Annotated in this window: 15 protein-coding genes and 6 pseudogenes; 10 read left to right on the top strand and 11 right to left on the bottom strand. The window is 67.6% G+C overall.

Annotated elements, in window-relative coordinates; all coding sequences use genetic code 11:
• Positions 1 to 83: 83 nt before the first annotated feature.
• A complete protein-coding gene (locus tag ACZ48Z_RS28630; RefSeq protein ID WP_468738755.1) occupies positions 84 to 947 on the top strand; it encodes a helix-turn-helix transcriptional regulator in 864 nt (287 codons plus the stop codon).
• 265 nt (positions 948 to 1212) lie between these two features.
• Here ACZ48Z_RS28630 and ACZ48Z_RS28625 read toward each other — a convergent pair whose 3' ends face one another.
• From ACZ48Z_RS28625 to ACZ48Z_RS28615, 3 genes are all read right to left on the bottom strand, one after another.
• Positions 1213 to 2043: a patatin-like phospholipase family protein gene (locus ACZ48Z_RS28625; RefSeq protein ID WP_468738754.1), complete on the bottom strand. Its 831-nt coding sequence runs from the start codon at positions 2041 to 2043 to the stop codon at positions 1213 to 1215.
• 249 nt (positions 2044 to 2292) lie between these two features.
• Positions 2293 to 2433 (bottom strand): hypothetical protein, encoded by a 141-nt coding sequence (locus ACZ48Z_RS28620; RefSeq protein ID WP_468738753.1) that lies wholly within the window; start codon positions 2431 to 2433, stop codon positions 2293 to 2295.
• Between the two features lie 119 nt (positions 2434 to 2552).
• A complete protein-coding gene (locus ACZ48Z_RS28615; RefSeq protein ID WP_468738752.1) occupies positions 2553 to 4568 on the bottom strand; it encodes a glycosyl hydrolase in 2016 nt (671 codons plus the stop codon).
• Positions 4569 to 4796: 228 nt separating this feature from the next.
• Between ACZ48Z_RS28615 and ACZ48Z_RS28610 the strand changes: the two genes are divergently transcribed.
• Positions 4797 to 4922, top strand: a complete 126-nt coding sequence (locus tag ACZ48Z_RS28610) for a hypothetical protein (protein WP_352392256.1) — start codon at positions 4797 to 4799, stop codon at positions 4920 to 4922.
• A gap of 530 nt (positions 4923 to 5452) precedes the next feature.
• Here the strand turns inward: ACZ48Z_RS28610 and ACZ48Z_RS28605 are convergent.
• From ACZ48Z_RS28605 to ACZ48Z_RS28585, 5 genes and pseudogenes are all read right to left on the bottom strand, one after another.
• Positions 5453 to 5719 (bottom strand): annotated as a pseudogene (locus tag ACZ48Z_RS28605) (transposase); the annotation flags it as partial.
• A 246-nt stretch (positions 5720 to 5965) separates the two neighbouring features.
• Positions 5966 to 6700: pseudogene (locus ACZ48Z_RS28600) on the bottom strand (IS256 family transposase); the annotation flags it as partial.
• A gap of 68 nt (positions 6701 to 6768) precedes the next feature.
• A complete protein-coding gene (locus ACZ48Z_RS28595; RefSeq protein ID WP_468738751.1) occupies positions 6769 to 8277 on the bottom strand; it encodes an RICIN domain-containing protein in 1509 nt (502 codons plus the stop codon).
• Between the two features lie 426 nt (positions 8278 to 8703).
• A complete protein-coding gene (locus ACZ48Z_RS28590; RefSeq protein ID WP_143606564.1) occupies positions 8704 to 9375 on the bottom strand; it encodes a recombinase family protein in 672 nt (223 codons plus the stop codon).
• A 277-nt stretch (positions 9376 to 9652) separates the two neighbouring features.
• Entirely contained in the window at positions 9653 to 10126 is a 474-nt protein-coding gene (locus ACZ48Z_RS28585) for a MarR family winged helix-turn-helix transcriptional regulator (protein WP_266649569.1), read from the bottom strand.
• 184 nt (positions 10127 to 10310) lie between these two features.
• On the opposite strand from ACZ48Z_RS28585, the gene ACZ48Z_RS28580 reads away from it, so the two are divergent.
• The 7 genes and pseudogenes from ACZ48Z_RS28580 to ACZ48Z_RS28550 all read left to right on the top strand — a co-directional run bounded on the left by ACZ48Z_RS28580 (position 10311) and on the right by ACZ48Z_RS28550 (position 16847).
• Positions 10311 to 10922: an NADPH-dependent F420 reductase gene (locus tag ACZ48Z_RS28580; protein WP_468738750.1), complete on the top strand. Its 612-nt coding sequence runs from the start codon at positions 10311 to 10313 to the stop codon at positions 10920 to 10922.
• 256 nt (positions 10923 to 11178) lie between these two features.
• On the top strand, positions 11179 to 11550 hold the full coding sequence (locus ACZ48Z_RS28575; RefSeq protein WP_057582123.1) for a DoxX family protein: 372 nt from the start codon (positions 11179 to 11181) through the stop codon (positions 11548 to 11550).
• Between the two features lie 138 nt (positions 11551 to 11688).
• Positions 11689 to 12342 (top strand): FMN-dependent NADH-azoreductase, encoded by a 654-nt coding sequence (locus ACZ48Z_RS28570; RefSeq protein ID WP_468738749.1) that lies wholly within the window; start codon positions 11689 to 11691, stop codon positions 12340 to 12342.
• Between the two features lie 260 nt (positions 12343 to 12602).
• Positions 12603 to 12968 (top strand): annotated as a pseudogene (locus ACZ48Z_RS28565) (response regulator); the annotation flags it as partial.
• Positions 12968 to 13462, top strand: a complete 495-nt coding sequence (locus tag ACZ48Z_RS28560; protein ID WP_468738748.1) for a class I SAM-dependent methyltransferase — start codon at positions 12968 to 12970, stop codon at positions 13460 to 13462. The pseudogene ACZ48Z_RS28565 and the gene ACZ48Z_RS28560, both read left to right, overlap by 1 nt.
• 313 nt (positions 13463 to 13775) lie before the next feature.
• Positions 13776 to 15266: a family 43 glycosylhydrolase gene (locus ACZ48Z_RS28555; RefSeq protein ID WP_468738747.1), complete on the top strand. Its 1491-nt coding sequence runs from the start codon at positions 13776 to 13778 to the stop codon at positions 15264 to 15266.
• A gap of 147 nt (positions 15267 to 15413) precedes the next feature.
• Positions 15414 to 16847 (top strand): glycoside hydrolase family 43 protein, encoded by a 1434-nt coding sequence (locus ACZ48Z_RS28550; protein WP_468738834.1) that lies wholly within the window; start codon positions 15414 to 15416, stop codon positions 16845 to 16847.
• Positions 16848 to 16945: 98 nt separating this feature from the next.
• On the opposite strand, the gene ACZ48Z_RS28545 is transcribed toward ACZ48Z_RS28550, so the two are convergent.
• Both ACZ48Z_RS28545 and ACZ48Z_RS28540 read right to left on the bottom strand, forming a co-directional pair.
• The gene (locus ACZ48Z_RS28545; protein ID WP_468738746.1) at positions 16946 to 17128 is read right to left on the bottom strand and encodes a hypothetical protein; all 183 of its coding nucleotides are present in this window, start codon (positions 17126 to 17128) and stop codon (positions 16946 to 16948) included.
• Positions 17129 to 17183: 55 nt separating this feature from the next.
• A pseudogene (locus tag ACZ48Z_RS28540) lies at positions 17184 to 17319 on the bottom strand (IS481 family transposase); the annotation flags it as partial.
• Between the two features lie 27 nt (positions 17320 to 17346).
• On the opposite strand from ACZ48Z_RS28540, the pseudogene ACZ48Z_RS28535 reads away from it, so the two are divergent.
• Positions 17347 to 17779, top strand: a pseudogene (locus ACZ48Z_RS28535) (hypothetical protein); the annotation flags it as partial.
• Positions 17780 to 18408: 629 nt separating this feature from the next.
• On the opposite strand, the pseudogene ACZ48Z_RS28530 reads toward ACZ48Z_RS28535, so the two are convergent.
• Positions 18409 to 18528, bottom strand: a pseudogene (locus ACZ48Z_RS28530) (TOPRIM nucleotidyl transferase/hydrolase domain-containing protein); the annotation flags it as partial.
• Between the last annotated feature and the right edge of the window lie 2 nt (positions 18529 to 18530).

The raw sequence follows: 18530 nt of genomic DNA, 5'->3' as shown, positions 1-18530 counted from the left end.
CGCACGCGACATCACGGTCGTTCTCCTTTTCCTCGGTCTGGCAGACCCACCCTCGCGATCCGCGCGGACGGCATACTGCTGCCGTGACCGACGCCCCGCACGCCCCGACGGACGACCCCCGGCGCGAACTCGCGGAGTTCCTGCGCACCCGTCGAACTCGGCTGCGGCCGGAGGACGTCGGTCTGGAGCCCGGCGGGAGACGGCGCGTCGCCGGGCTGCGGCGCGAGGAGTTGGCCCTGCTGGCCGGAGTGAGTTCGGACTACTACCAGCGCATGGAACAGGGACGCGACGTCCGCCCCTCCGAGCAGGTACTGGACGCCCTGGCGCGCGCCCTGAACTTCTCCGCCGAGGAGTCGCGGCACCTGCACAGCCTCGCCGCCGCCGCGCGTACCCCGGGCCACCCGGCGCGTTCGTACGAGCCGGAGGAGGTACCGGACACCACGCTACGACTGCTGCGCACCATGACCTCGCCCGCCCTGGTCGTCGGCCGTTTCCTCGACGTACTGGCCTGGAACCCGCTCGGCGGCGCCCTGCTGGGCGACTTCACCCGGCAGCCGCAGCCGCAGCGGAACCTGCTGGCACTGTTCCTGCACCCCGGGGCCGACCGGACCTGCCCGAACCGGGCGGCCACCGTCGCCGAGCTGATCCGGATGCTGCGCACCCAGGTCGCCGCCGATCCCGGCCACCCGCGCGCGGTCGAGCTGGTGGGTGAACTCGCCGTCCACAACGACGAGTTCGCGGCGGTCTGGACCCTCCACGACGTGGAGGAACCGACCCGCGGCCAGACGCGCCTGAACCATCCCCGGGTCGGCGAACTGAACCTGGACTGGGACGCCTACCCGATACCGGGCAACCCCGGCCCCGCGCTCATGGTCTGCACCGCCGCCGAAGGCAGCCCCCACGCCCAGCGACTCCAACAGCTCGCCGGCCAGTTGGACGCCCGCTGACCCACCAGAATCGACCCCTGCGGGCCAGCTCCAGGTCGGCACAGTGGGCCTCAGCCACCCGCCCAGGCCCAGCGCCGCCCCAGCTCCCCCGGAGAACAACCAGCAGCACAAAGGGCAGGGCCCCGACCGCGACATACCTCACCGTCGGGGCCCTGCCCCATCACAGTCCGGGCCACAGCCCGCCACGACAACCAATAGCGGGCCCCACCGGGACTTTCGTTATTGGTCGAAACCCGCGTCGTCGGCATCTCACCAGCCCTGACGGTCAGATCCGCCGGGCCGCCCATCCGTCGGCGTATCCCAGAACCGCCGCCACGCCCCGCACGTCCGGATCGAACGGATCCGTCCCCAACCCGACGCGCGCCCGCTGCGGCGGTTCGATCACCACCGCCCGTTCCAGCACCTCCTGCCGCTCCCGCGACAGGTGCGCCACCAACTCGGGCATGGGCTGCACCACGATGACCCGCCCCGCCTCCCGCGCCAGTTCCGCGTTCGTGAACGAGTACGTACCCCCGTCCACGTACTCCTCCTCGTCCCCGATGCGCACCACGGGCCACAGCCCCGGTACCGCGCAACTCGCGGTGATCGCGTCCACGAGGCCGATCCCCGACGCCGAGTCGAACACCACCGTCCGGCCGTCAGAGCGCACCACAGTGATGCCGAACCGTCCACTCGGCCACACGTCCTTCTCCACCCGCCCGGCGACCGCTGCCCGCCGCTGTGCCGGATCGACCCCGGACCGCTCCCGGGAGAGCGCCACGAACCGCGCGGTCTTCTCCGCAACCGACAGCCCGCTCTCGTGGATCGCCATGATGGCCGGCAGCACGTCCGCCATGGCCACGGCCGACGCCAGCTCCGTACTGCGGCGCGGCCCCCGCACCATCCTGTCGTACAGCGCCGACGCTGATCCGGCCTCCAGAACGGCGGCCGCCGCCGCGGACCCGGCGGATGTCCCGATCACCTGGTCCACGGAGTCGAGCCGGAACGCTCCGGCCTCCTCCAGCGCCGCCAGCACCCCGACGATCCAGCCGATCGCGGCGAGGCCACCGCCCCCGAGCACTGCGGCCGTCGTCTCCTGCAGAGCTCCCATTGCCATGCGCGACAGCTAGAGTCCCGGATGGGCTTCGGCAGCAGTTTGTGTGCTGCACCGTGGCACAGAGGCTGGGCCAGGTGCCCAGCCCGGGGGGCCGTAGGCCCGTGCTTGCTGCTACCGCCGTTTCCCAGAGCGCCACCGAACCTCTGTCGGGGCTCGTGCTCCGCGACGTACCGGAGCCCCGGACGAAGCCGGGCTGGTCCCGGGTGCGTGTCGTGGCCTCCTCGCTGAACATGCACGATCTGTGGACCCTCATCGTTTCACGGTCTTGCCCACGTCGTAGCGGCCGGCGGCACCTACAGCGACCTGTCCGGCCGCCAGAACGCCGAGACCGGAGCCGCGCTGTTCGCCAACCCCGCACTCCACCAACAGATCCTGGACATCGCCGGTCACACGGCCTGAGCAACACGACAACGGGGACAAGCTGCTAAAAATCCATCCAGCCGAAGTTGACCGGACCGATCACATGGTCCACAGGTATTGACTATTACGCGGGTTACGGCGGGCCTGTGTCATTCGGCTCTGATGTTGTCCACGTAAACGGTGCCCTTGGTGGCTGCACCGCTCCCGTGGACGAGGTACAGATTGAACGCGGTCACCTCGGCGAGGTGAGCCGCATCGAGCACGGCTTGGGCGTGTTCGGTGTCCCAGGGAGCGGGTGTGAACTCGCTGAAGGGTGCCCTGACCTCCTGCCCGCTCGTGTCGGACAGCGGAACCTGGTACCAGAAATCGACACCGCCGGCGACGATCTGGAGCGCCCCGCCGTTTGCGGAACCGTCGCCCCACAACCACAGCGCAAGGGACGTGAAGGCGGACCAGTCGGCGTCGAGCGGCTTGCCGGCGCCGGTGTACTCGGAGCCGGTGAAGTCGTACGCGTAGGCCAGTCCGTAGGAGCCCGAGGACTTGTGGTCTGCCGACAGGGTGAGGGTGTGGGAGTTGACGTGGGTGTACGCCTGGCTCAGGGCGGTGTCGTCTGCGGCGTATCCCTCGAAGTCGTCGACCCAGCCGGCAGGCAGGGGTGCGAGCTCGCCGAGGAGGACCACGGCTGAGTCGGTGAGCGTCTTGCCGTCCAACCGTGTGCTCACGGTGAGGGTCACTGAGCGGTTGTTCCGCAGGGCCGGGTCGATCGACCAGTCGCCTGAGTAGAAGCCGTCGGTGTCGAGGCACAGTTGTCTGGCGCGTCCGCCGTTCACGGAGTAGGTGACCTGGCTCGCCCTCGCGGGTGTGACACGCACGCGGATGGTGGTCTTGGGGGCGGCTACGCGCTGTCGGTCTGTAGGGGTCACGAGGTGCATGAACGGGGCGTTTTTGACAGCGGTGGTGTGAGCGGAGTACACGCCCCGGAGATCGGCGGCGAACAGGGTGTAGGGGTCCTGTTCGTACTTGACGAAGTCTGGGAACAGGACGTGGCCCGGATACGGCACATAGGCACGCTTGGTGCCTCCGAAGTTGGCCCAGGTGAGCATGTACGTCACCTGGCGGGCGAGCGGGTCCGCCTCGATGGCCTGCGCCAGCTGGGTGAACCACTGCTGGTTGCGGATCTCGGTGCCGCCCTCCCCGAACTCGGTGAAGGCCGGGGCCTTGCCTCGCTCGTTCGCCAGCTGGACCACCATCGCCAGATCCTTCACCACTGCGTCCAGCCAGGGGGTCGGTCCGGCGTTTTCGTCGTACGAGTCGTAGCCGAGGACGTCGACGAATCGGTCGCCGGGGTAGGTCTTCAGGTAGTCGGCCGGGTCTCCTGCGAAACTCGAGTTGGGCGAGTAGGCGTAGAGCAGGTTGTGGACGCCCCTGGTGTCGCGCAGGTACTCGACGGTGTAGCGGAACAGCTCGATGAACTCGGCCGGGGTGGTGTGGCCGGCGCCCCACCAGAACCAGGCTCCGTTGTTCTCGTGGAAGGGGCGGAAGACGATCGGGATGGCGGTGCCGTCCGGGCGCAGTGCGCGTTTGACTGCCTTTGCGATGCGGTCGAGGAAGGCGTTGAATTCCGTGTGCTTCGGGCCGCCGGGAAGGATCTGGCTGACCACTCGGCCCGTTGTGTCGTGGAAGTCCTTGCCGGTGACGAAGTTCGGCATGTGAGCGCTGAGGGTGTTGATCCCGCCGCGTGCGTCTCCCTGCCGGATGCACCGGCTGAGCGCGGCGATGTTCTCGGCTTCGCTTGCGCCCTTGGCGCCGGGACGCTCGTCGCCGTCCAGGATGAGGGTGTCCCAGCCGAAGACCGCGGGGTAGTCACCCACTCCCGCCCGGGTGTCGGACGCCCTGCCGTCGGGGGTGGTGAAGGTGAAGCCGTAGGTGAGGTCGTGCTGGTGGCCGAACAGGATGCCTTTGCCCTGCTGCCGCTTCAGGTACGCGAACAGTGCGCGGGTGGCGGGGGTCGCCTCGTCGTCGACGATCCGGACCGGTGTTGGCGTGCCGGCGAGCGCCGCGGGGGTGGTCGCCGCGGCGGCCACGGATGTTCGGGTGCCGGCTGCTGCGGCGACCGCGGCACCGAGGAGGATGAACGTGCGGCGGTTCAGGGGAGAGCTGGGCATGTATGTCTCCGTTTGACGTGGCGATCTCTCGCCAAGGGGAGGTGATTCCCGGGGGCCGGGGTGCACCGCGCCGAGGGGTGTCGTGGGCTGCCCGCGTGTATCTCGAACAGCCTTGGGTTTGCAGGGTAGTTGGGAGGGAGGCTCCAGCGCTTCGAGCGCCTCCGGTTCATGCTCTGCGCCGGTCTGTCGCGCGCGACACGGTGGACAGTGGCCGGGGCCGGCGCCCCTTTGACCGGTCGCGTCGTGGTGGCCGGGCCGGCCCGGGCGAGGGTGGTGGTCATCATGACCGGCGTGGCCGGCCGGATCGGGAACGTCACCGGGCAGCGGTACGCACAGCTCGTCACCCGGGCGTAGGAACTGATCGCGCAGGTTGCGAGGTGCAGTTTGCTTTGGGGACATGGCGTTGGAGATCGAGCCGATGAGGTCGGTGGGCGGTTCGATGCGGAACGGCACGGATGACCTGTTCACGGTGATGGAGTCGTTGCGGATGTTCGCGGACGGCATCGGCCCCCGACGCCCCGCTGGACTACAGCCGCTACCTGCGCCTGCGCCGGCAGGGGTCACGGTTTGGCGGCTTCGCCTACGTCTACGCGGAGTACAGCACCATCAACCTCCGGCTCAACTACAGCCAGCAGCAGCTCGACGACCTCGGCATCAAGTCCGCCCGGACCCTCACCACCGGCCACCGGGAGTGCCGCGTCAGCATCGACCTCACCGACGAGACAAGCCTGGCCGACGCCCTTCAGCTGGCCGAGCTGGCCTACCAAGCCACCTCAAACCAGCCCCTCCATGGGCCGAGACCGGCAGGAAGCCGTCGGCGCAATCCTGCGAGCGCCTCGAGCTGCCCGCTCTGGCGCTGACGGACTGGGAGTCGACGATCAGGGTCACCGGGTGGGGCATCGGCCCTTGCCGGTACGGATCCGGCGGCGGAGCTGGTCACGGATGTAGGTGACGACTCCTGACCGGTTCCATCGCCAGTGGAATCCGTAGACCGTCTGCCATGGAGGGTAATCCACAGACAGAGCCCGCCACTTCGCGCCGTTGTCGACGATGTAGCGGATGCCGTCGACGATCTCCCGCCGAGGCCACTTCTCCGGGTGCCCGCCGGTCTTGGTCTGGCAGGCCGGCACTGGTAGCAGGGGTTCGAGAAGGGCCCATTCGGCGACGGAGGTGTCGGACGGGTAGCGGCGGCGACGGGCGGCAGCGGGCGTGGCGGGCTCGGCAGGGTAATCGGTATTGGACGGGGGCTAGTGGGAGAGCTGGGCAAGGGTGGCGCGGACGCCGGTGAGCTGGGCGGTGGCGAGCTGGGCCCATTCGTCATCGGGGTTGCGGGCCAGGTGGGGGTCGAGCGTGCCCGTGATCTCCCGGGTGGGACGGCCGAGGATCTGCCGGAACTGACGTTTGTCGTACTCGATCCAGTTGTGCATCCAGTGTTTGGTGCCCTCGCCGCCGTCACCGGCCCACAGCCCGAGGATCTCCCGCCGGCCCTCCACCGTGACGGCCAGGGCCACATAGATGGGCCGGTTCGCCACCGCACCGTCCCGGATCTTCACGTGGATGGCATCGATGAAGATCACCGGATAGACGGTGTCGAGCGGGCGGTTCTGCCATTCGGCCATGCCCTCCAGGACCTGGTCGGTGATGGTCGAGATCGTCTGGCGGGAGACCTCGGCGCCGTAGACCTCGGAGAGGTGGGCCTGCACCTCTCCGGTGGTCAGGCCCTTCGCGGCGAGCGAGATGACCATCTCGTCGACGCCGGTCAGGCGCTTCTGCCGCTTTTTGACGATCTTCGGTTCGAAGGAGCCGTCGCGGTCGCGGGGCACGGTTATCTCCACCGGCCCGACGTCGGTCAGTACTGTCTTGGAGCGTTTGCCGTTGCGGGAGTTGCCGCCGTTCTTGCCGACCGGATCGTGCTTGTCATAGCGGAGATGGTCGGTGATCTCGCCCTCCAGGGCGGACTCCAGCAGCCGCTTGGTCAGCTGTTGGAGCAGCCCGCCTTCACCGGTCAGCTACAGCCCCTCGGCCTGGGCGCGGCCCACCAGCTCCTCGATCAACTGGTCGTCAACGGCCTCCGCCGACACCGCGCTTGTGGACTCGCCACCCTCGGACTCGGACACGTTCTCACTGGTCATCGATGCATCTTCCATGATCGGGAGTTACACCGAACGTCTTACAGTCCCTCATTCTCCTGTGGTGGAGGTCAGTTGCGGGTCCATTTCTGGTTGGTCTGGCCGCTGCAGGTCCAAAGGATCAGCTTGGTGCCGTTGGCCGTTGCCGCGTTCGTGGCGTCCAGGCAGAGGCCTGAGAGGTTGTTGGTGATGGTGCCGTTCGAGTTGGCGGTCCACTTCTGGTTGGTGCCGCCTGTGCAGTCCCAGATGATGACCTTGGTTCCGTTGGTGGTGCCGTTGTTGTCGGCGTCGAGGCACTTGTTGCCGTAGACGACGAGTTCACCGCGGGAGGTCTGGGTGAAGGTCTCGTTGCGTCCGCCGGAGCAGTCCCAGATCTGTGCCTGGGTGCCGTTGACGTTGGTGTTCTTGTCAAGGTCCACGCACCGGCTGGAGTCGGAGCCGACGAGGGCGACACCGTCGGTGCCTGGGATGCCCTGGACGCGGAGGGCGTCGACGTCGGGGGCCGTGCTGCCGGAGACCGTTGCGAACTTCACGGTGTTGGCACCCTTGGCCAGGTGTGCGAGCACGGACACGGTGCGGTAGGTCGTGGCCGAGCCGGTCGGCGGGAAGGCCACGACGTATTTGTACTGGCCGTTCACCTGGAGGGTGGCCTTGCGGATGGTGCTGCCGCCGTTGGCGTAGGTGATGTCCACCAGCTTCGTGCCGGCCGTGGAGGCGGTGACATTGAAGGTGGGAGTGGTGGCGGTGGTGGTGTCCTCGACGGTGGTGCCGGCGGCCTCGATGCCGGAGACGGTCAGCAGGACGGCGTCGTTCGCGGGGACGGTCGTGGTGTAGCCGGTGCCGATGGAGCCGGCATCGGCGCCCATCCAGACGTTGCGTACGGACGCGGTGGCCGAGGTGAGGCCGAGGTCGGCCCAGCGCACGGTCATCGACGCCGCCGAGCCGGTGCGGTTGAGCAGCAGAACGGCGCGCTTGCCGGTGCCGGAGAGGACCTTGCCGTACACCTGCAGGTTCCGGGTGTCCTCGGCGACCTTGACACCCTGCAGCCCGCGCGGGTCCTGGTCGATGGCGATCATCTCGCGGTTGGTGAGGATGTCACGGGTCTCCGTGCTCATCGTGGCCAGGTTGTTGCCAGCCAGCAGAGGGGCCCCGGAGATCGCCCACAGGCCCATGTGCAGCTGGTTCTGGGCGGCGGTCAGGCCGCTCATCCCGGTCATCAGCATGTCGGGGTCGTTGTAGTAGCCGGTGTGCTGGGCGGCTGGTTGCAGGCCCTGGTCGAAGTTGGTGAGCATCATGGCGGTGGTCGGGTTCTGGCCCCACAGGATGACGTCGCCGCTGGTACGCCACAGGTCTCCGTAACCAGTCGCCCAGTTCCAGGGCAGTCCGGTGCCCCACTCGCAGAAGGACAGCACGAGCTTGCGGCCGGTCACGGCCGAGGCGGCCTCGTTGGCGGCGGCGATCTGCTTGTACTGGGTCTCCTGGTCGAGGCCCTCCACGCGGCCGCCGCACCAGTCGATCTTGACGTAGTCGAAGCCCCAGCTCTGGAAGGTCTGCAGGTCCTGCTGGTAGTGGCCCTCCATACCCGGCCTTGGGGACCAGCGGAACAGCCAGTAACGCTAAGCACTTGATCTTGCTGCGTTCGCCTACAACTCGAACGTCAGCTGCCCGCCGGTTTCGAGCGCGGTATGCCGGGTCTGGGCCCGGGTGCGGGCGTGGTGGTTACGGTCGTAGTGCAGGTGGCAGCCCTGGCATGGCTTTGAGGTTGGCCGGGTGACAGTTCTCCGGCATGTGGTCGAGGTGCGCGCTCTCGTCGTCAGGATGACCCGCGAACCGGTGCCGTTCACGGGCTGTCCGTGCCGGTTGGGACACCGGCCGGGGTGACTGCCGCGTCCGCACTCGCCTTCACACTCGCACCGCCAGCCGGCGCGTTCGTTGATGGCGTTGGAGATGTCCGGCCAGTCGGCGGGACAACGCTCGCGGTTCTAGGGACGGATCGGCACGTGGGGTCACCGTTCCGCAGCGTCGAGCTGGTGGGGGACGGCGGAGGCGCGCAGGTCTTGGAGGTCGGGGATGTGGTTGTAGAGGGTGCCCGGGGAGATGCCCAGCATTTTGGCGATCGAGGTGATGGAGCGGCCGGGGTCGGGCAGCAGGTCGCGGGCGGCGCGGATGACTTCCTCGGTAGCGACGGTGGGGCGCCCGCCGACCCGGCCGCGGGCGCGGGCGGCGGCCAGGCCCTCGCGGGTGCCCTGGACGATGAGTTCGCGGATGAACTCCGCCAGAGCGGCGAAGACGTGGAAGACGAGCCGGCCGCCGGGGGTGGTGGTGTCGAGGTTCTCGTGCAGCGAGGTGAAGCCGATCCCGCGCGTCCGGAGTTCGGCGACCATGTTGATGAGGTCCTGGAGGCTGCGGCCGTAGCGGTCGAGCGAGGGGACGACGAGGGTGTCACCAGCGTCGAGGAAGGCGTGGCACGCCTTCAATTCCGGGCGGAGGGCGTTCTTGCCGGACTTCTTGTCCGAGAAGATCTTCCGGCATCCGGCGGTGGTGAGGGCGTCGATCTGCCGGTCGAGCTTCTGTCCGCCGCTGGACACCCGCGCGTACCCGATCTTGATCTCGGTGCAGACAAGCGGTTCGGCAACGAGGAGTTCGGGGTGGCCGGACGGCTCCGGAGTGTCACTCACGACCCCGGATCATGTCAGAAAACGGTGGTCGAGGGTTCTTGAATGACCCAGGTTTTTGAAGGGTTTTTTGAAGGGGCTGCGGGGTGTGCGGACCCCCGCACGGTGATCTTCAGAAAACGTTCGTTTTTTGAAGGCGAGGCTCGTCGACCCGCATCGTCTTCTTTGTTGGATCGGAGTGTCGCAGTAAGGGCGGTTGGTGCGATGCCGGGCCCTCATCAGCACCCCGGGCGAGACTCTGACGGCACGGTCGGCGGCAGCCCGGCAGGGACGCAAGGGGTCATCCCGGTTTCTGATCGATCTCGGCGAGTCGCGCCTCCACCTGGCCTCCCAATTCGATCAGCAGGTCCATCTGCGCAGGGGTCACGTGGTCGATCAGCACATTGCGCACGTCAGCCAGGTGGAGTGGGGCGGCTGCCTCGACGAGGGTGCGGCCCTGTTCGGTGATGACCACGACGGCCCCTCGCTGGTCGGTCGCGCATCGCTCGCGGCGGATGAGGTTGCGGTTCTGCATGCGGGTCAGATGCTGCGACAGACGGCTCTTCTCCCATTGCAGCGCATCTCCGAGTGCGAACGACCGCAGGCGTCCCTCGGGCGCCTCGGACAGGTGCGCCAGCACCTGGTAGTCGGCGGTGGACAGCCCGCTGTGGGTGCGCAGCTGCCGCTCGATGTATTCGGACAGGCCGGCCTGCATCTTCATGAGGCTGCGCCAAGCCCGCTGCTCACGCTCGTCCAGCCATCGCGGTTCGTCCATGAAGCCCACCCTACCGCTTTGGTTGACATGTTAACCAGTCCGTCGTACGGTTTGGTTAACACCTCAACCAAATGGACTGGCGGAGGTCGGAGCCGCCTACAGAAACGCGGCGACGACAGGCCGGACGACGAAGCTGCTCTGCCGCCTCGACAGCCTTCAGCAATTACTGGAACAGGGAGCACTCATGTCTGCAGACACCCGCTACGCCATCGTGGGCACCGGAAACATCGGTTCGGCGCTGGCGCGCGTCTTCGCCCGGGCCGGAGTCGAGGTCAGCATCGCCAACACCCGCGGACCGGGCTCGATCAGCGAACTCGCCGCCTCCTGGGGTTCCACGGTCCGGGCCGTGACGCTCACCGAGGCGCTGGCGAGCGACGTCATCTTCATGGCCATCCCGTTCGGCGCAGTCGAGACGTTCGGCAACGCCCTGCCAGATTGGAACGGGAAGATCGTCGTCGACACCACCAACGCGCACTACGCGCCCAACGCGGGCGACATCCTCAAGGGTCGGCTCTCCTCGCAGTACGCGGCCGAGGTCCTGCCCGGCGCCCAGATCGTGAAGGGCTTCAACCACCTTCCCGCCCAGACGCTCGCCACCGAAGTGCCCTCCGGCCAGGGCAAGCGCGTGGTCTTCGTCTCCAGCGACTCCGGGGAGGCCAGCTCCCAGATCGCCGAGCTCGCCCGCACGCTCGGCCTGTCGCCGGTGGAACTCGGCAGGATCGACGAAGGCGGACGCCTCATCGAGGTTCCCGGCGTACTGGTGCTCAGGAACTTCACCGAACAGCCCCTCACCTGATCGGCCGCGTTCCGCCTTCCACAGGCGGTGCGGCCGGCGCCGACGAGCCGTCCCGCCTCAGCGTCTGCCGTCACCGGCCGCACCGCGGCGGCCGGCGCCCGGCCGGGTTGCCGCGCAGCAGCGCTCTCCATCGATGAGACCGCACTTCAGCAACGCTCACGCGTGAGCAGCAAAACCCCTGGCACACCCATCCTCCACGGATGCCGGTCCCGCACAGCTCGGGCGGTCCGAATCACTCACCAGAAAGGCATGACCCGTGTTTGTCTTCGCCGCCGTACTGAGCGTTCTGCTCGCCGTTGTCGGGCTGGCCGCCGGACTACCGAAAGCCCTGCTCAAGGGCAGCATTCCAGCCCAGTTGCAGTCTCCCGGAGGCTTCAGCGCCCCGCTGGTCCGGTTCATCGGGCTGGCCGAGCTGGCCGCAGCCGCAGGGCTCATCGCCGGTCTCTTCTGGCAGCCCATCGGCGTTGCCGCCGCCCTGGGATTCGCAGTCCTGCTCGTCGGAGCCGTCGGCTTCCACGCCAAGTCCGGCGACTACGCCAACCCCGAGACCCGCGGCAACGCGATGGCACCCATCATCCTCACCGTCATCGCGATCGCTGCCGCCGCCACGCTCGTCCTCGCCTCCTGACCAGCGCCTGAATCCGAGGCGCCACAGCTCACCTTCCGCCCGGCAAACCCGGCCGGGTGATCGCGAGACCGCCCTCGCCACGCGGACCGTCACCGATCATCCGCATTCCCGACCACTGCTACACCTGAGGAACATCCCATGGCCACTCTTCTGCATCTCGATTCCTCGCTGTTTTCCGGCGACGCCTCCTCCTCCCGCGCCGTGACCGCCGCCTTCCGCCGGACCTGGCAGGAGCACCACCCGGAGGGCACGGTCATCTACCGTGACCTCGCCACGAACCCCGTACCGCACCTCACCGCCGACGCCCACACCGCCGGCCAGACCGACCCGGCCACGCACACCCCCTCCCAGGCCACCGCCCTCGCCCACCGGCTGACGCTGATCGACGAGCTGGAGAACGCCGACGCCATACTGATCGGCGCTCCGATGTACAACTACTCGATTCCCTCGACCCTCAAGGCGTGGCTCGACAACATCGTCCTCGTCGGCCGCACCGCCGGCGTGGAAAGCTCCAGGCTCAAGGGCACCCCCGTCACCGTCGTCGCCAGCCGCGGCGGCTCCTACGCCCCGGGCACGCCCCGCGAGAGCTACGAATACGTGCAGAACTACCTCACGGCCGTTCTGGCCGACGCGCTCGCCCTGGACTTGAACTTCATCGTCCCGGAACTCACGATGGCCGTACACAACCCGGCGATGTCCCAGCTGATCCCCCTCTTCGAAGCCTCCCGCCAGCAGGCACTGGACGACGCAGCCTCCACGGCCAAGGCGATAGCCCACCGCATCGCCGCCTAGAAACAGCGCCCTCCGGACGGCGGCCGTGAAGCACGCTTCACGGCCGCCGTGGGCGCACTCCAGCGGGGACAGGCGGCTGGCTGCCCTCGAAGGAATTTCTCGCCCCGGAGGAGCTGGACGACGCGAACCGGCGAATCGACGAGGCGGCCGGCGCTGCCGGGCGAGACCCGAGCCGGACCAACCGGGTCTACAACCTGGTCGGTGACCGTTGGACTACGCAGCGGGTCGACCTGCTGACGAGCTGGCCGGTCGAGCACGGCATGAACGTGCGTTCGGGGTTCGCCGCGGTGCTGACCGCGTAGCGGCATCGACGTCGTGGGTGAGGCGCTCAACGGCCGGCTCGGCATCGACGTCAGTCGCAACACTCACCCCGACGTGTGCCTGAACGTACGGATGCCGGAGATGGACGGCCTGGAGGCCGCGCGGCGACTGCTCGACCCGCCGCCGGGTGTGGCGCACCGCCCAAGGTGATCATCCTGGCCACCTTCGACTGTGACTACTACATCTACGAGGCTCTGCAGGCCGGAGTCAGCGGTTTCCTGCTCAAGGACGCGCCCATCCCCGAACTCGTCCGGGCGGTCCGGGTGATCGCCGCCGGAGACGCGCTGCTCGCCCCGTCCGTCACATGCACCTGACCATCGACACCGACCACATCGTCCGGCTGTACCGCACCTACGCCGCCGACCTCGACCGGGTCCGCGAGAAGCAGCGGAAACCGCTCCCACCGCCGACCTCGCTGATGGCCCAACTCGACGACCTGGAGGCGGAGATCACCTATCTCCTGCTGCGCGAGGCCCGACCGGAGACGCGGGTCGAGATCGGCACCTTCCACGGCTGGTCCACCACCTGGATCCTCCAGGCCCTGCGGGACAACGGCACAGGGCACCTCTGGTCATACGACATCCTGGACCCATCGCCCATGCCCGGGACCATGAAAGTGGGGACTGGGGCTCACCGGGCTGACACGGCTGATCCCAAATTCAACGACTCTCCGACAAGCGACGGTTGGCGCCGCAGATTACCAGCGAGGATGCGGCGACCCCTTGCCGGACGGTCGCGTAACAGCTTTCTGCCGAACACACGGCCACGGCAGCCGGCCCCTCTTCGCCAGCCGTCTTGACACCTTCTTACCGTCCCTATAGCGTCTGGCCGAAATTCCAAACGGCATTCTAAATTTCGAACAATATGGGCCGCTGCTCTCACCCGCTCGCGTATCCGACCTACGCAAGCGACTGCGTTGAACGGGTTCTGGTCGTCCGCCACCCCTCAATCGGACGAACGGCACAACCACCCCCGCTATCCCGGGTCGTGGCTGAAAGGCGACGGCGTCCGAGCACACGGCCCTGCACGACAACCCGTTCAGAAAGAACACCGCGCTTACGCTCCCCGACGCGAACAAGGACGTTTCTGTCATGGGCAGTTCAAGTACTCGGGTGCGAAAATGCTCATCTCTCCTCCGGCGGCTGGGCGCCACGGCGACGGCTCTCGCCGCCCTCGTAGGCGGTCTGACGTTCGGGACGGCGATGACCGCACCCGGCGCGCAGGCGGCCACGGCGACGTTCACGAACCCGCTCAACAGTTCCGGCGCCGACCCGTACATGACCTACTACAGCGGCAACTACTACCTGATGACGACGCCGTACAGCGGGGCCTTGACGATGCGGAAGGCGCCCACGATCGAGGCGCTGAAGGCAGCGGCGCCGGTGCCGGTGTTCAGTGCCCACGCCACCGGCCGTGACCACTACATATGGGCGCCGGAGATGCACCTGCTCGACGGCCCCAACGGCAAACGCTGGTACATCTACTACTCCGCCGGTACGGGCGACATCGAGGACCAGCGCGTGCACGTGCTGGAGAGCGCCGGCACCGACCCGCTCGGCCCGTACACGTACAAGGGCATGATCTTCGGTGCGAACGACTGGTGGGGCATCGACGGCAGCGTCGTCACCATCAACGGCCGGCTCTACTTCACCTGGTCGGGGGTGCCGACGCCGCAGTGGGCCGGATCCGATCCGAGCATCTACATCGTCGAGTTGAGCGATCCGTGGACCGTGACCGGATCCCGTACGCAGATCTCCACCCCGACCTACTCCTGGGAGAAGCAGGGCACCCCGATGAACGAGGGCCCGGTCGCGGTGCAGCACGACGGAAAGACGTTCCTCACCTACTCGGCCAGCGCCTGCCAGGGCCCGGACTACAAGCTGGGCCTGCTCACCCTCACCGGCAGCGACCCGCTGAGCGCGAGTTCCTGGGTCAAGAGCACGGAGCCGGGCTTCCAGCGCAGTGACACGAACAGCGTGTACGGGCCGGGCCACAACGGGTTCTTCCAGTCTCCGGACGGCACCGAGGACTGGATCGTCTACCACGCCAACTCCTCGTCGTCCCAGGGCTGCGGCACCACCCGCACCACCCGTATCCAGAAAATCACCTGGAACGCGGACGGGTCACCGAACCTCGGCGTGCCGGTGGCCACGGGCACCGCGCTGACCGTTCCGTCCGGCGAGCCGGTGGTGACGTACTACCGGCTGACCAACCGCAACAGCGGCAAGGTCATGGACGTCCAGGCACCCAATACCGACAACGGCGCGAAGATCGGCCAGTACGCCTCGAACGGCAAGCCGTGGCAGGAGTGGCGCTTCGTCGACGTGGGCGACGGCTACTTCCAGATCGAGAGCCTCAACAGCGGCAAGTGCCTGGACGTGAACAACGTGTCCACCGCCGACGGGGCCGCCATCATCCAGTACCCCTGCCACTCCGGCCGGAACCAGCAGTTCCAGTGGGTCGCCGTCAACGGATACAACCAGCTCAAAGTCCGCCACAGCGGCAAGTGCGTCAACGTCGTCGGCGCCTCGACCGCGGACGCCGCCCTGCTCGAACAGCGCACCTGCGGCACCGCCGCCAGCTTCCAGTGGTCACGAACGTGAAAGCCACACACGCGCCTGGCCGGCGTCATCGCTGATCCCCCGGGCAGACCCAGACGTCCCTGGAACAAGCACCGGCCGTCGGCTGGACGGTCCGCGGACCCCACTCTCATGTGATCAAGGCACTCGCAGAAAGACAAAAAAATGTACATATCCGCGCTGTTCTCACGGCTGGCGACGCTCTTGGTCGCCGTCGGCCTGCTCCTCACATGCCAAACCCTGACCGCACCGCAGCGGGCCGCCGCCGCTGATCCGGGCTACCTGATGGTGCACTTCACCGGGGAGGGGTCGACCAATCAGCAGATGTACCTCTCACACAGCACGGACGGTCTGCACTGGAACGACCTCAACGGCGGCGGCATGGTCCTGCGCTCCACGGTCGGTACGAAGGGGGTGCGCGACCCCGCATTCGTGAGGTCGCCTGATGGCAGCAAGTACTGGATCATCGCGACCGACCTGTGCATCGGCTGCGGGCAGGGATGGGGTGACGCCCAGACCAGCGGCAGCCGCAACCTGGTGGTGTGGGAGTCCACCGACCTGGCCACCTGGTCGCAGCCGCGGCTCCTGAACGTCGCAGACGCGATCCCCGGCGCCGGTGACGCGTGGGCGCCCGAGGCGATCTGGGACCCGGCGAGCAATGACTACGTCCTGTACTGGGCGACGAACGCGCCGCTGAACGGCGTGACGAAGCACCGCATCTACTCCGCCCACACGACGGACTTCCGCACCATCACCACCCCGCAGGTCTACATCGACCGCCCCGGCACCCAGGGCATCATCGACACCCAGATCATCGAAGTGCCGTCCGGCGTCGGCAACTACCGCTACGTACGCGCCTCCGGCGACGGCCAGATCACGCTCGAAGGCAGCAACTCGATCCTGGGCACGTGGACCACCCTCGGCGACCTCTCCGGCGTCGGCCTCAGCGGCTCCCAGGTCGAGGGCCCGATGTGGATGAAGTTCAACGGCACCAACAAATGGGCCCTCTACCTCGACCAGTACGCCACCAGCGGCGGTTACATGCCGGTCCTGACGACCGACCCGTCCAACCCGGCCGCTTACCAGAAGCAGGCGACGACGAGCTACAACATGGGCGGCACCAAGAAGCGCCACGGCTGGATCATGAACCTGACGGCCGCCGAGGAGAGCCGCGTCCTCGCCCGCTGGCCCAACACCGCGATCAACCGGCTCCAGTCGTACAACTTCCAGGACCGGTACGTGCGGCACACCAACTTCGACGTGCGCATCGACCCGAACGTCAGCCCCGTCGACGACTCCCAGTTCCGGCTGCGGACCGGCCTGGCCGGTTCCGGCACCGTCTCCTTCGAGTCGGTGAACTTCCCCGGATACTTCCTACGGCACACCAACTTCGACTTCTCGCTGGCCTACAACGACGGCACCAGCCAGTTCGCCCAGGACGCCACCTTCCGCCAGGTCGCCGGACTCGCCGACTCCACATGGTCGTCGTTCCAGTCGTACAACTACCCCGACCGCTACATCCGCCACTACTCCTACCAACTGCGGCTTGACCCGATCACCAACGCGACGGGACGCGGCGACGCCACCTTCCGCGTGACGAGCTGACCCGACCGGGATGCCGGCGCCCTCACGGCGCCCTCCCGCCCGCGCCCGCCCCCCAGCGGGCAAGGCGCCGGCATCCCACCCGCGAGTCATCCCGCGCGTCACACGTGGCGCGCGGGATGACTCGCGTTCACGAGGCGGCAGTCCTGGGCGGTGAACGTGCGCAAAACCCGCGGGACAGCGCCGACCGACGTGGCGTGGATGTCGTGCATGAGGACGACGTCGTTGCGCTTGGCCTTGTCGATGACGCTCCGGGTGACCTTCGCCGCGTCGGGGGCTTCCAATCCTCGGTGTCCAAGGTCCACAGCACCGGGAAGAGGGTGGTGCAGCAGACCGGCGCTTTGGCGGACTCCACCGCCCTAGCAGCCGTGGACTTGATGATGCGCCGCTCGGTGCGGGTCGGCGTGCGACGCGGACTGTGGTGCGGTCGGCTGGAGCGACAGGCCCACCGCTTTGCGGTGGTGACCGACGCCCGGAGGGTCTTCGGCGGTGACTGAGCGTGGTGGCGGGTCGTTGGCATGACGGGCGGAATGTCAACGAGCCTGTAGACGTCGTGTTTTCGGGACTGTCGCCGCTGGTCGTTGAGGAGGTGGCCGACGAGGGGGGCGGATCCTGGTGCGGGCTCGGACGCCGGACATCTGGACCGTTGGGGGGTGGTGTTCCTTGTGCGGGTGCGGCGTCTGGTGTGTCCCACGCGTGGCTGCCGCCATACCTTCCGCGAGCAGGTGCCGGGGTGCTGGAGCGATACCAGCGCGTACCGCTCGTCTGGCCAGTCAAGTCAAGGCCGTGGTCAAGGAGTTGGCAGGCCGGGCAAGGGCGCGCCTGCTGGCGCACTCGCGGTGGGCTTGTCGCACCACACCGCTCTGAGCACGCTCCTGTGCCTAACCGTCCGGGGTCCTTCGCTGGGACCTTCGTTACCTTCAGGCCAGCGGCCCGTCCGCGGATGTGCTGTCCGGTGTCGCAGGTCAAAAGCCGGACCTCGCGCGCGGCAAGCGCTTGGAGAATTCCTTGAACACCGGTAGCCCGCGGATGGCATCGGCCGTGGTGTAGTGCTCACAGAACACGCGGGCCCGGTCGTTCTTGTTGTTCGACTCATTGGGCTGAAGTTCCGGGTAGTAGGCCTCGATCGCCCCCGCTCCCAGATGCAGATGTCTTCGCGGCGAAGCATGGTCAGCAGCTCCAGCTTCATTTTCTCCAGCTCCGAGTTCTCCGCTTCTTCGAGAATCCGCCGAGCGGTGCCGGAGGCGGAGCGGGCGATGAATGCCTTCACCGCTGCGTCCAACTCCTCGAACGCGCACAGTCCTTCCGCATGCTCCGTGCTCTTGAGCTGTGCATGGTCCCACAGGGCACGTGCAGTACCACTCCTGCTCAGGCTCTTGAGCGTGCCGACGGACACCTTGGCGCCCTCGTCTTCTACGAGTTCGTTGACCTTCGAGACGACCTTGTCGCGCAGTTGCCGACAGCCGGCGCTCGCGCCGAGTTTGTCGAACCCGTCGAGTACGGCGTCCAGGTCCGCGACGACCGCGACTCTCATCTCGAAGCGTTTGAAGAAGCGGCGGTATCGCTCGATGCTTCCTTTGCCTTCGAACTTGGCGATCGCCGTCCCCTGCTTGTCGAAGTCCCACTGCGGGCTGAGGGTGCGCGCGATGTGAGGGATGAGGGTGCCGTCGCGCGGTCCTTCCACGA

The organism is Streptomyces sp. NPDC031225, from assembly GCF_055570355.1.
The sequence above is the reverse complement of the archived record's forward strand: the minus strand, read 5'-3'. Positions and strand labels throughout refer to the sequence as shown.

Coding starts and splice junctions, on each gene's coding strand:
- ACZ48Z_RS28570 (WP_468738749.1), top strand. CDS start 11,689: ATGGCCACTCTTCTGCATCTCGATTCCTCGCTGTTTTCCGGCGACGCC.
- ACZ48Z_RS28560 (WP_468738748.1), top strand. CDS start 12,968: ATGCACCTGACCATCGACACCGACCACATCGTCCGGCTGTACCGCACC.
- ACZ48Z_RS28595 (WP_468738751.1), bottom strand. CDS start 8,277: ATGGAGGGCCACTACCAGCAGGACCTGCAGACCTTCCAGAGCTGGGGC.
- ACZ48Z_RS28585 (WP_266649569.1), bottom strand. CDS start 10,126: ATGGACGAACCGCGATGGCTGGACGAGCGTGAGCAGCGGGCTTGGCGC.
- ACZ48Z_RS28615 (WP_468738752.1), bottom strand. CDS start 4,568: ATGCCCAGCTCTCCCCTGAACCGCCGCACGTTCATCCTCCTCGGTGCC.
- ACZ48Z_RS28580 (WP_468738750.1), top strand. CDS start 10,311: ATGTCTGCAGACACCCGCTACGCCATCGTGGGCACCGGAAACATCGGT.
- ACZ48Z_RS28625 (WP_468738754.1), bottom strand. CDS start 2,043: ATGGCAATGGGAGCTCTGCAGGAGACGACGGCCGCAGTGCTCGGGGGC.